The sequence below is a fragment of the Paenarthrobacter sp. DKR-5 genome, assembly GCF_018531425.1.
In the GTDB taxonomy this organism is placed as follows: domain Bacteria; phylum Actinomycetota; class Actinomycetes; order Actinomycetales; family Micrococcaceae; genus DKR-5.
On record NZ_JAHBOI010000001.1, the window covers coordinates 629890 to 641677 of the forward strand.

Sequence of the window (11788 nt, forward strand, 5' to 3'; positions counted from 1 at the left end):
ACCGTCAGGTACCGGCTCATCCGAACACCCCGTACCTTGTCAGTGGACGGGTCCCCGACGTGTCCGCATTGGACGGCTCTTTGGTAAGCCAGATCTTGCCGAACTCGGCACCGAAGACGATCTTCTCGATGTCGGCGGCCTTTCTGGCAACAGTGACGAGGATGGTCCCGGTGGGTGCCGCGTTGGTCGGCGCCGCGGAATTCTTTGCGCTGGAGGCTGGCGCCGCTTTCGCTGCTGCGGTCTGCACATTGGTTACCAGGACCTTCTGCAGGGTCATATGCGTGACCGGACCCGGCGGATTGCCAGTGACTGAGCTATCAAGCGAGATGACAATCCCTACCGTGTCCCCTGCCGCGACCTGGCCTCCTACGACCCTTTCGGGGTCGAGCGAGATGGTGACCTCCTGCATACCCGCTGGCACGGCCTTCTTTCCCTCGTCCTTCGTTAAAGCAGCCGGGTCGACGAACCGGCTGCTCAACAACTGCTCGCCCTGGACAAGGTCTACGGACGCCACCTTGCCCTTTAGCGAGTCCAGGTTTGTGACGGCGTCTGCCGGCACCGCTTTCGCGGGCATCAGTTCCGATTCGACATAGTCGCCCACCTTGTCCGCCGCGGTGGCCGCCGGTATTCGCGTCTTCACCACATAAACGCTCACGGCGTCGACACCCTTGAGTGCACGCCGGTCCGCCCCGCTGACGTATGACGCGAGAAGCATGGTGCCGACAATGGCTAGGACTACTGCAGCGACGGCACCAAGTACCCGGGCTTTCAAGGGGAGCTACTCCTACTGGCTGAGACTAACGAAACTGGCATTGAGGGTTGGGCCGCCCAGCCGGTGGATTGACCAGTTCTTGACGTCGTCAATGGAAACGAGCTGGGTGAAGTAGCCCTGGACGCCGGTGCACTTGTCGCAGTCGGCTGAGGGGTGCGTGGTGAAGCTGCCGGGCCAACTCCAATCCGTCAGGTGGAAGGCAGCGAACCCGTAAATGGTGTAAACGGCATTCTGGCCCTGGCCGGACGCATAGGCGTAAACAGGGATGAGGATCGTGGTGTTGACAATCTTGTCCATTGAACAGGGCGGCCCGCTCTTGCCCGGTTCGCTGCCGATCTCGGAGGTGATGTCCACGTCTGCGGCGCAGGGGCTGGTCTCGTCGAGCCAGCCGAAGCCGCCTGGCACGACGTTGCCATTCGCGTCGGTGCAGGAAGAACTTGCCTTCAGCCAAACCGTCGTGTCGGGCGCGATCTTGTCGTAGATGCATTCCGGCGTGGTGAATGGGAAGACGGTTGCCGCGGCCGGGCTCCCCCACGTGGCACTCGCGGAGGCGCGGACACTGCTGGTGGGGAATCCGAGAATGGGCGCAAAGACATTGGCCAGGGCATGCTGGCCGCCACTGGTCAATGTGCCCGTATTGACGGACACAAGATTCTGGGAGGCGTCCACTGATGCGTCTGCGGCAGACGCACCGTCGTTGGCATTGCCACCAGCCAACGACGTCGCAGTAGCGGAAATGTCACCGCAGTCGCCCTTGGCACAATTCTGGGCAATCGCGATTGCGGCTGCATCAGCGCCAGTCTGAAGCTGGGTGCGCTCGAAGTAGATAGCTCCCACGTCGATCACGATGGCCGCCATTCCCAGGAGCGTCACCATCGAAATTGCTGTTATGACAGCGACTGCTCCACGTTCGTCACGCGCCTCGCTGCTCGTTCTGAACCCTAGCCGCCGCATTGCATCGTGCTCTTCCCAGTCAGGTCGACGGTGCTGCCGAACAAGCCTGTAAGAAAATTCATTGGATAAGAGGCGGTAACGACGACGGTGCATGGGCTGCCACCGGACGAGACTGCTATCTGTCCGTCCGTCAAAGCAGGGTTCAGCGAGGGTGCCCCTTGGCGGGTCGCCGCACGCGCCGCCGCCGGGTCGTTATGTATCGCCATGGTGCGCGCGCCTTCGCGAACTGCCCCCGAAAGTTCAATCTGAGCGTTGTAGACCCGCCCGAACTCGATGATCCCAATTAGGAGCAGGAGCAGAAGCGGAACAACAAGGGCAAATTCGACTGCCGCGGCACCTTTTTCAGACCGTTCCTTGGCCATGAGCGTGCCTTCCGCGTGCCTGGGACTCAGCGACGCCGTCCCCCACGGCGCCGCTGAGTTTATCCGAGGATCCGGCAAAAACCGGAAACAGACATCCCGGCTGGATTAGAGCCCGAGCTGGGCGCCCAGGCCGCCGAAGAAGGCGCTGAGCTGCTGCCCGAATGCGGTGACCACACCCACGATGGCAACGGCGATAAGTGCCACCATCAGGGTGTATTCAACAGCGGTGGCCCCGGTTTCTTCACGGCGCAGGCCGTCAACGCGGGAAAGGAAGAAGGTGTGAAGGGTTGCGAAAAGAGAAAGCATGGCTGAGACCTTTACTGTGTTCGGTAGCCCGGCGAACCTCATCGGTTTCGTAGCTGAGTGAGACCCCCAGAAATCACTGGGCTGCGCTTGTCGAGGAGCGGCTGCTCTCTTCAATGCAAAAGTAGGATAACAGAGTTAAGCGCGTTGCAAAGGTGATTTCTGTGACATTTGGGATAGGGTTTGCCCCACAGCCTCTCCGAACCCGCTTTCCACGACCGGTAACGAGGGCTCCGGCGCGTTCGGCACCGCCTCGATTCCGGGCTCCTGCGCCCCGGCCGCCCTGCTTTCGCGGGAGAGGAAATTGGCCAGTTCACCGATGGTGCTCATCAGCGGGGCCGGGAAAACGATGGTGGAATTCTTGTCCACCCCGAGCTCCACGAGGGTCTGGAGGTTCCGCAGCTGCAGGGCCAGCGGATGCTCCATCATCACGTCCGAGGCGCTGCCAAGGGCGGCGGCCGCAATGGCTTCGCCTTCGGCGGCGATGATCTTGGCCCGCTTCTCCCGCTCCGCCTCGGCCTGCCGGGCCATGGCCCGCTTCATTGTTTCGGGCAGCTGGATGTCCTTCAGTTCCACCAGCGTCACCTCCACGCCCCACTCCACCGAGAGCACGTCGAGGATTTCGCGGATGTCCGCGTTGATCTTGTCCGTTTCGGACAACGTCTGGTCCAGCGTGTGCCGGCCGACGACCTTGCGCAGCGTAGTCTGCGCGATCTGGTTGATGGCGGCCGCAACGTTCTCGATGGCGACCACCGATTTCACGGCGTCGACCACCCGGTAGTACGCCACGGCGGAGACGTCGACGCTCACGTTGTCCTGGGTGATGATGCCTTGGGACTGGATCGGCATCGTGACGATGCGCAGGCTTACCTTGGAAAGGCGGTCCACCACAGGGATGATCGTGCGGAGCCCCGGGCTGCGCACCCCCACCACCCGCCCGAGCCGGAACAGCACGCCCCGCTCATACTGCTGCACGATGCGCACCGACATTCTGGCCAGAACGACGACCAGGATGGCAAGGACAACAATGACGACGGCGGCCGCGGCATCCATGGGACCAATTATCCGCCCTGCGCCCTCCGAAAGCGCCCCCTATTCGGATCCGGCGCCCGGGGCGAGATCGGCCAGCGGGACGACGAGCTGGAAGCCGCAATCGCAGCGCAGCAGCACGCTGTCCATGTACACCTGGATGGTGGGTTCGTCGTCGGGATCAGTGCTCATCGGCGCGTAGATGGACGACACTGTCGCATCTTTCGGCTTCATCGGCACGCCGCAGTGGGCGTACGCGTCTTGCTGGAAGGTCAATTGGGGTCGTTCCTCCACCTCGACCGCAGCGGGTGCCGGCAGGCCGAGGCTCATTTCGTCGGGCAGCGCCCGGGGGTATCCTCGCATTCGATAAACTCCTGGAGAGAACTCATTCACGCGGTTGCTCAATTTGTAAGCCTACTGATCGTACCGGGAGCAGCAGGCACAACGCCAGCCTCGGCCAGCTCACCTGCAGTAGCTCAGCCGCTGAACGGCCCTAAAATGGGAGCGGGGGGAAGGAGTATTTTCGCTTGCTGCCGATCCAGGATTCCGTCCACATCCGGGACGCCACCCTTTCCGACAATGTCGGCATCTGCCGGCTCATGGCGGAGTGGCCCCAGGGTTCCGCCGCAACGGCTGCAGCTACCGGCGCGGGAACGGTCAAGGTCCGCCGGGTGGCTGAATGCAACGGTGAGATCGTCGGCCTGCTCGTTGGCCATCACCACTTCAACGGCTGGCGGATGCTGGCCGGCTACGCGGACACTCCCCCCCACGTCACCGGCTCACTCATCACCGAGCTTTACGTCCGCCCGGACTGCCGGCGCGCCGGCATAGGGCGCGCACTGATTGCATCATTCATCGAGGAGTCCGCGGCGCTGGGCCGGAAAATGGTGGTCGCCCAGCTCGATGAAAGCGAGTCCCACCTCCCGCATCAGGCCAGGGTGGACTTCTTCCGCGCCGTCGGCTTCGCCTGGCTCACCCCGACGTCGGCGTTCCTTCCCGCCGGCCGGCAGTTGATGGGGCGGGAGCCCTCAGCCGCACTCTGAGCCCGGACCACCAGCAAACCTCCCCCAGCAAACCTCCGCCGGCAAACCTCCACCGGCAAACCTCCACCGGCCGGACCGCCGGCGCGCGGCCCGCCACAGCCGCACAAGTGCGGCAAGCCGGGTACGGCCAGCGCAGGTACTGCGGCTACTCGGCGCCGCGGGAGGTGGCGTCCGCCACGGACTGCTGCAGATTGAGCTGGTTGGCCTGGAGAATGTCAACGAGCAGCTTCCGGGCGGACTTCAACAGGTCGGCCACCGCCGGCTGGGCCAGCGTGTAGAAGACCTGGCTCCCCCGCCGGTCCGCTATGACGAGGTTCTGGCGTCGGAGCACGGCCAGGTGCTGCGACAGGTGGGACGCCTCCAGTCCGGTCGCGGCAAGCATTTCAGCCACGGACACGGTGGGCGAGGCAGAGAGGAGCTCCAGCACCCGGATGCGCACCGGATGCCCGAGACTCTTGAACAGCTCCGCCTTCACTTCATTCAGCGGAGCCGGGAATAACGCGTCAGCCATGGGGGAACAACTTTCGACGTCTTCGGGGGCGAATATTAACTTACCAGTCAGTAGGGCTACCCCACCCGCTCACCGTCCCGATACACTCATTATGGCTTGATGGAAACATAAAGTCATCAAGTTTTGCCGCATTAATATCGACGTCACGATGAGGTGCCAGGTGGCCGGTAGGTTCGAGATTTTCAAAGACAACAACCCCGATGCTCCGTACAGCTTCCAGCTTACGGCGGAGGACGGAACCGTCGTTGCCGTCTCGCGCCGGTTCCCTCACCTGAAGAGTGTCGTCGCCGGGATCATCGCGGTGCGGGAAAATGCGGCGACGGGCTTCGTCGTCGACCGGACCGGAGGCGCCGCCGGGGCGGCGTGACCTCATGAGAACCGCCCGGGACGCTTCCCGCGGCGGGCCGTGTAGGCAAGGTAGCCGCTGAGGACGCCCGCCGCACCCAACCCGGCCCGCATCAGCGGCACCTCCCAGTCGCGCCACTTGTCCTTGTCACCCACGGTCAGCTCGCCGACGCCGCGGATGAACGCCGAGACGATCATTCCCGCCACCAGGCGGTTGCCGATCTTTTCGACCCGGCCGATCAACGGCTCCAGTTCCGCCGCCCGCAGATGCACCTCAACGCCGCCGGCGTCCACGAGGTCGAAGAGGCGGCGCAGGCGTTCCGGAAGCTCCACGCCCAGATCGGCCGCGTCCATGCCGGCTTGACCGAGCCGCTTCGCGAAGACCTTGGGATAGAAACGCTCGAGCACCAGCCGCCGGGCATAGGGCTCGAAAACCTCCGCGAGGCTGAATTCGGGGTCCAGCTGCACACCCATGCCCTCCACCATGACGACCATCTTCAGCAGCATCGCCATTTGGCGGGGCAGCTGGAGATGGTGGTCGCGCAGCAGGGCGAGCATCCTGGTCACCAGGGCCGCGAAATCAATCTGGCCAAGCTGGCGCCCCTGGTACAGGGCCATGAAGGGAACCAGGTCCGCGCGCAGCTGCGCGCGGTCCGCCGGCCGTTTGGTGACCGAAATGTCCACCAGGGCCGTGCCGATCCGGTCGGGATTGCCGCGGGCGAGGGCCACCAGCAGCACACCCAGCTTGTCGCGCAGCTTCTCGTCGACCTCGCCGACCATGCCGAAGTCGATCAGCCCTATCCGGCCGCCGGGCTCGATGAACAGGTTTCCGGGGTGCGGATCCGCGTGGAAGAACCCGTCCTCGAAGACCATCTTCGCCGCAGCCCCCGCCGCGCGCACGGCGAGCGCCCGCCGGTCCACCCGCGTGCGCTCCAGCCCGTCGAGGTCGCTGACCTTCACGCCCCGGATGCGTTCGAGGGTGAGCACCCGCGACGTGGTGCAGGCCCAGACCACCCGCGGGATGTGCACGCCGTCGTCCGCGGCGAAATTCTCGGCGAAGCGATCCGCGTTACGGCCCTCCTGCAGGTAGTCGAGCTCCGCGCGGAGCGTCTCCGAGAACTCCTGGGTGATGCCGGCGACGTTGTAGCCTGCAGCGGCCTCCCAGCGCCGCGACGCCTGCGCCGCGAGATTGCGGAGGATCTCCAGGTCCTCGTTCACGCGTTCGACGACGCCGGGCCGGCGCACCTTCACCACCACTTCCGTCCCGTCCGGCAGCACCGCCGCGTGGGCCTGCCCGATCGAGGCGCTGGCAAGCGGCCGCGGATCGAAGCTCTTGAACACCTCCTCCGGGGCGGCCCCAAGCTCCTGCCGGATCAGCTCCCGGACGGTGTCGCCGTCGACGGCCGGCGCAGAATCCTGCAGCTTCGAAAGTTCCGCCTGGTACTCGGGCGCCAGCAGGTCGGCGCGGGTGGAAAGCAGCTGCCCGAGCTTGATGAAGGTCGGTCCGAGCTCCTCGAGCGCGAGCCGGAGGTGATCCGGCGCCGTCCTGCGCTCGGCGGGATTTCCCGCCAGGGCCCCCAGCGGCGCCCACCGGTCCAGGCCCGAGATGCCCACGAGGGCGCCAAGTCCGTGCCGGGCCAGCACTTCGGCCACCTGCCGGTATCGATCCAGATGGGTGCTCATCGGCGTCAGCGGCTCCAGGCTGTGGCAATCGGCGCCGGGTCCCGGGCGGAACCCGGCGGAAAGGTGACTCGATTCTAACGCCCCGGGAATATCCCGCCGGCGGCGGGCGCTGAACGGCATGAGAGCTGCGCCACATCCTCCGTCTTCGGCCCTACCCAAAGGGCCGGTTATGCATATACTTGTTTCACCAAAGCAACTATTCTGTTTGCGAATCCCTTTTCTTCATTGGAGCCACCCATGTCCCACGTGAGCACCGGGGCCCGGTCCCGCACCCCGGAGGCATCCAAGGTCTTCACGCACCGCGAAATCATGACGGTGCTGGTAGGCCTGCTGCTTGGCATGTTCCTTGCCTCGCTCGACCAGACCATCGTGTCCTCGTCGATCTACACCATCGCCAACGACCTGGACGGGCTCTCGCTCCAGGCCTGGGCCACCACCGCCTACCTCATCACGTCCACGGTGAGCACGCCGCTGTACGGCAAGTTGTCCGACATCTTCGGGCGCCGGCCGCTCTACGTCACTGCGATCGGAATCTTCCTCGCCGGCTCCATCTATGCAGGGTCCGTCCACTCGATGACCGAACTGGCGATCGCCCGCGGCATCCAGGGCCTGGGTGCAGGCGGCCTGATGGCGCTCGGTTTGGCAATCATCGGCGACATCGTCCCGTTGAAGGACCGCGGCAAGTACCAGGGCTATTTCATGTCGGTCTTCGGGGTCTCCTCGGTCCTCGGCCCGGTGGTCGGCGGCTTCTTCGCGGGGACCAGGACCCTGATGGGAATCGACGGCTGGCGCTGGGTCTTCTTCGTCAACGTCCCGATCGCCGTCGCCGCCCTCACCGTCGTCTGGATCTACCTGCATCTGCCGGCGAAACACCAGAAACAGCGCATCGACTACTGGGGCGCCGGCGCCGTCACGCTTGCCTTGGTGCCGCTGCTCCTCGTCGCTGAGCAGGGCCGCAGCTGGGGCTGGGCGTCGTCGAACTCCTGGATCTGCTACGGCCTGGGCGCCTTGGGCATCCTGCTGTTCATCCTGGCCGAGAAGGCAGCCGGAGATTCAGCACTCATCCCGCTTCGGTTCTTCCGGATCCCCACGTTCGGTCTGTCCTCGCTGCTGAACTTCATCATCGGCGTCGGGATGTTCGGTGCGATCGCGATGCTGCCGATGTACCTGCAGCTGGTGAAGGGCCTGACCCCCACCGAGGCCGGCCTGATGATGATCACCTTCACCATCGGCATCCTCACCGGGTCCATCACCAGCGGCCAGGCCATCTCGCGGACCGGTACGTACAAGATCTTCCCGGTGCTCGGCACGGCCATCCTTGCCGGAGCTGCCGTCATCATGGGCCTGTCGCTGCACGTGGACACCGGCCTGTGGGTCCCCGGTGCCATCGCCGTCATGTTCGGCCTCGGGCTTGGCTTCTGCATGCAGCCGCTGACCATCTCCATGCAGATGGCCGTTCCGCCGAAGGACATGGGCGTGGGCACCTCGACGGCCGCGTTCTTCCGCTCGATGGGCGGCGCGGCCGGCACGGCAGTCTTCATCTCGCTCCTGTTCGCCCAGGCGGCGGACAAGATCAGCGGCGCCATGAAGACCGCCATGGCGGATCCGAACTACCAGAAGCTGCTGCGGGATCCGGCGATCGCGGGGGACCCGGCGAACAAGCCGCTCTTCGATTTCTTCAAGAACGGCGCCGGAGACAACTCGCTCAACGACACCAGCTGGCTCAAGAACGCCAATCCCACGCTGACCTTCCCGATCAGGGACGGGTTCGCGCAGGCGATCGACGTCGTCATGCTCACCGCCGCAGCCCTCGTGGCGCTGGCCTTCCTCGTCTCCTGGCTGCTGCCCAACGCGAAGCTGGTGGACCCGAGAGCGGCGAGGGCGCAGAAAGACAACGCCGAGCTCGAGGACGAGACCGCGCCGGAGGTCTCCGCGCCGCTGCACTAGCTGTCCGGACGGCGCCGCCGGCGCCAACGAAACGGGGCCCCTGGATTCTCCCCGGGGCCCTGTTTCGTTGCCGGTTGCCTATTTGCCGGTTGTCTATTGGCCCGAATCCGAGCCGGAGGCTCGCGCCTTCCGTGCCGGCGGGCGCTCCCCCGCTTTACCGTAAGAGCCCTCCGTGTAACGCCCGACGGCGTCCGCGGACGTGCGCCCCGGCACGGTGCCCTCACGGCCATAGTCCGCCTCGATGAACCGGCCGGACTCCTCCTGCTCCTCGCCTAACGGCTCGGGAAGGCCGCCGCGTTCGCCTGCTTTGCCGTACGAGCCCTCCGTGTAACGGCCAACCGTGTCCTCGGACGTGCGGCCCCGCTGGCCCCCGGCCGCACCATAGGATCCTTCGACATATCGGCCGCGGACTTCCTCGCCCTCGGACGGGGCCGGACCGTTCTCCTCGGGCTTCTTGCTGCTGTGCTTGTTCATGGCGTCGCCTCCATTGGACTGAATGCCGCCACTTCCAATTTTATCGGTCGGAGGCCGGTCCGGACAGGGCCGCACTCCCCCATCGAGGGGCCAGTTGCGGCGGCCTCTTCCGCGCGGAGCCCGCCGTTGCCGGCCGTTCGCGCGCTGGAGGGGCGTCGGGAGGGGCGCGGGTTAGCGCTCGACGAGGATGCCGTCGTCGTCGCTGTACAGCATCGCTCCGGGCCGGAACGTCACGCCGGAGAACACCACCTCGACGTCGGCCTCCCCCGCGCCCGTCTTGGCGCTCTTGCGCGGGTTGCTGCCGAGGGCCTTCACCCCGAGCGGCAGCTGCGCCAGCGCGAGCCGGTCCCGCACGGGCCCGTTGATCACGACGCCGGCCCAGCCGTTGCGCACGGCGGACTCCGCGATCATGTCCCCCATCAGGGCCGAGGCGAGCGAGGCCCCGCCGTCGACGACGAGCACGGCTCCGCCGCCGTCGCCCTGCAGCACCGACTTCAGCAGCGCGTTGTCCTCGAAGCAGCGCACTGTGCGGACCGGACCGCTGAACTCCCTCGCTCCGCCCAGGTTCAGGAACTGCGTCGGCACGGACTGCAGCTCCTCGCCCCGCTCGTCGTACAGATCGGCAGTGCTCACGCCCACTGGATGCTCCCTCGCCTGCGGTTTTCGGCAAGTCTAACCAGCCGCCGGGGGCAGCACCGGATTTGACCCCTACTGCCGCATGAAGAAGACTGTCCGGGCGGGATTCGTGCGTTGAAGCAAGTCTCTGCACCTGAAGATCCCGCCTTACGGGTATATCCGAGGGAGCATAATGTCCACGACCACCTCCGGCCGGACGGCCGGCACCAATGCGAAGGTCATCGGCCTCTCAACCGCGGGGGCGGTCGGCGGATTCCTCTTCGGATTCGATTCCTCAGTTGTCAACGGCGCCGTCGACGCCATCCAGGGGCAGTTCGCCCTCTCCAAGACGCTCACCGGCTTCGCCGTCGCCGTCGCCCTGCTTGGCTGCGCGGCGGGCTCCTACGGCGCCGGACGGCTCGCTGACCGGATCGGCCGCATCAAGGTCATGCTGATCGGCTCCGGCCTGTTCCTGATCAGCGCCCTGGGCACCGGGCTGGCCTTCGGCGTCTGGGACCTGATCCTGTGGCGCCTCATCGGCGGCCTCGGCATCGGCGTCGCCTCCGTGATCGCGCCGGCCTACATCGCCGAAATCTCCCCGCGAAAGCTGCGCGGACGGCTGGGCTCCCTGCAGCAGCTCGCCATCACGGTCGGCATCTTCGCCGCCCTGCTCTCCGACGCGGTGATCGCCAACTCTTCCGGCGGCGCGCACCAGCAGGGGCTCTTCGGCCTCCAGGCCTGGCGCTGGATGTTCCTCGCCGGCGTCGTCCCCGCCGTCGTCTACGGCGCCATCGCCCTGAAGCTGCCCGAATCCCCGCGCTACCTCGTGATGACCAAACAGGAGGACAAGGCACGGGAGATCTTCACACGGATTGCCCCTGCCGAGGACCCGGACCGCTCCATCAGGGAAATCCACGAAGCCGTGCACGCGGACGAGCTGGCCGGGCTGAAGGGTTCCCTGCGCGGCAAGAGTCTCGGCCTGCACTCCATCGTTTGGGTCGGCATCCTGCTCTCGGTGTTCCAGCAGTTCGTCGGCATCAACGTGATCTTCTACTACTCGACCTCGCTCTGGAAGGCCGTGGGCTTCCACGAATCGGACTCGCTGACGATCTCCGTGGTCACTTCCATCACCAACATTCTCGTGACGCTGATTGCCATCGCGCTGGTGGACCGCGTCGGGCGGCGGCCCATCCTGCTGGCCGGTTCCATCGGCATGGCCGTCTCGCTGGCCACGATGGCCGTCAGCTTCATGAACGCCGCTGTGGTCAACGGGGAGCCGAGCCTGCCCGGCGGCTGGGGCCCGACGGCGCTCGTCGCCGCGAACGTCTTCGTGGTCTGTTTCGGTGCCTCCTGGGGACCGCTCGTGTGGGTGCTCCTGGGCGAAATCTTCCCGTCCCGCTTCCGCGCCAAGGCCCTGGGCCTGGCTGCTGCCGCCCAGTGGGTCGCCAACTTCGTGATCACGCTCAGCTTCCCCCCGATGGCTGCGCTGTCGCTGCCGGTGACCTACGGTGCGTACGCACTGTTCGCCGCCGCGTCCTTCTTCTTCGTGCTGTTCAAGGTTCCCGAAACCAACGGCATGTCGCTGGAGGAGGCGGACACGCTGTTCGTCGCCAAGAAGTCCGCCAAGGCGAAGGCCTGACGCCAGGGGCCCTCACGCCAGGAATGCCAGTGCCGTCAGGGGCAGGACAGTGGTCCTGCCCCTGACGGCGTTAAGGGGCGATTCGCTAGGATCGGAAGCAGGCGCGGATGG

At 65.7% G+C, this 11788-nt stretch carries 14 protein-coding genes; 4 read left to right on the plus strand and 10 right to left on the minus strand.

The genetic code is table 11. The features are described 5' to 3' along the window. Positions 1–16 precede the first annotated feature (16 nt). The 6 genes from KIH31_RS03125 to KIH31_RS03150 form a co-directional block, all read right to left on the minus strand. Positions 17–655 carry an RcpC/CpaB family pilus assembly protein gene (locus KIH31_RS03125; RefSeq protein ID WP_307857512.1) on the minus strand — a complete coding sequence of 213 codons (639 nt, stop codon included), beginning with the start codon at positions 653–655 and terminating at the stop codon, positions 17–19. Positions 656–784: 129 nt separating this feature from the next. Continuing rightward, complete coding sequence (locus KIH31_RS03130) at positions 785–1819, minus strand: pilus assembly protein TadG-related protein (RefSeq protein ID WP_307857513.1); 1035 nt, start codon at positions 1817–1819, stop codon at positions 785–787. Next, positions 1714–2088 (minus strand): TadE/TadG family type IV pilus assembly protein, encoded by a 375-nt coding sequence (locus tag KIH31_RS03135; protein WP_214425579.1) that lies wholly within the window; start codon positions 2086–2088, stop codon positions 1714–1716. Before KIH31_RS03135 ends, KIH31_RS03130 begins: the two co-directional genes overlap by 106 nt. Before the next feature lie 105 nt (positions 2089–2193). Continuing rightward, positions 2194–2394: a Flp family type IVb pilin gene (locus KIH31_RS03140; RefSeq protein ID WP_214425580.1), complete on the minus strand. Its 201-nt coding sequence runs from the start codon at positions 2392–2394 to the stop codon at positions 2194–2196. A gap of 135 nt (positions 2395–2529) precedes the next feature. Continuing rightward, positions 2530–3444: a slipin family protein gene (locus KIH31_RS03145; protein WP_214425581.1), complete on the minus strand. Its 915-nt coding sequence runs from the start codon at positions 3442–3444 to the stop codon at positions 2530–2532. A gap of 39 nt (positions 3445–3483) precedes the next feature. Next, a complete protein-coding gene (locus tag KIH31_RS03150) occupies positions 3484–3783 on the minus strand; it encodes a hypothetical protein (protein WP_214425582.1) in 300 nt (99 codons plus the stop codon). Positions 3784–3947: 164 nt separating this feature from the next. Here KIH31_RS03150 and KIH31_RS03155 point away from each other — a divergent pair, with 164 nt between their 5' ends. Beyond that, entirely contained in the window at positions 3948–4463 is a 516-nt protein-coding gene (locus KIH31_RS03155) for a GNAT family N-acetyltransferase (RefSeq protein ID WP_214425583.1), read from the plus strand. Between the two features lie 145 nt (positions 4464–4608). On the opposite strand, the gene KIH31_RS03160 is transcribed toward KIH31_RS03155, so the two are convergent. Next, on the minus strand, positions 4609–4974 hold the full coding sequence (locus tag KIH31_RS03160) for a metalloregulator ArsR/SmtB family transcription factor (protein ID WP_214425584.1): 366 nt from the start codon (positions 4972–4974) through the stop codon (positions 4609–4611). Positions 4975–5122: 148 nt separating this feature from the next. Between KIH31_RS03160 and KIH31_RS03165 the strand changes: the two genes are divergently transcribed. Further along, positions 5123–5341, plus strand: a complete 219-nt coding sequence (locus tag KIH31_RS03165) for a DUF1508 domain-containing protein (protein WP_214425585.1) — start codon at positions 5123–5125, stop codon at positions 5339–5341. A 2-nt stretch (positions 5342–5343) separates the two neighbouring features. Here KIH31_RS03165 and KIH31_RS03170 read toward each other — a convergent pair whose 3' ends face one another. Beyond that, positions 5344–7002 (minus strand): AarF/ABC1/UbiB kinase family protein, encoded by a 1659-nt coding sequence (locus tag KIH31_RS03170; protein WP_214425586.1) that lies wholly within the window; start codon positions 7000–7002, stop codon positions 5344–5346. Positions 7003–7239: 237 nt separating this feature from the next. Here KIH31_RS03170 and KIH31_RS03175 point away from each other — a divergent pair, with 237 nt between their 5' ends. Further along, positions 7240–8949 carry an MDR family MFS transporter gene (locus KIH31_RS03175; RefSeq protein ID WP_214425587.1) on the plus strand — a complete coding sequence of 570 codons (1710 nt, stop codon included), beginning with the start codon at positions 7240–7242 and terminating at the stop codon, positions 8947–8949. A gap of 93 nt (positions 8950–9042) precedes the next feature. Here KIH31_RS03175 and KIH31_RS03180 read toward each other — a convergent pair whose 3' ends face one another. Both KIH31_RS03180 and rraA read right to left on the minus strand, forming a co-directional pair. After that, positions 9043–9423, minus strand: a complete 381-nt coding sequence (locus KIH31_RS03180; protein ID WP_214425588.1) for a hypothetical protein — start codon at positions 9421–9423, stop codon at positions 9043–9045. Between the two features lie 171 nt (positions 9424–9594). Then, complete coding sequence (gene rraA, locus KIH31_RS03185) at positions 9595–10056, minus strand: ribonuclease E activity regulator RraA (RefSeq protein ID WP_307857514.1); 462 nt, start codon at positions 10054–10056, stop codon at positions 9595–9597. 175 nt (positions 10057–10231) lie between these two features. Here rraA and KIH31_RS03190 point away from each other — a divergent pair, with 175 nt between their 5' ends. After that, a complete protein-coding gene (locus KIH31_RS03190) occupies positions 10232–11677 on the plus strand; it encodes a sugar porter family MFS transporter (RefSeq protein ID WP_214425590.1) in 1446 nt (481 codons plus the stop codon). The last annotated feature ends 111 nt before the right edge of the window (positions 11678–11788 follow it).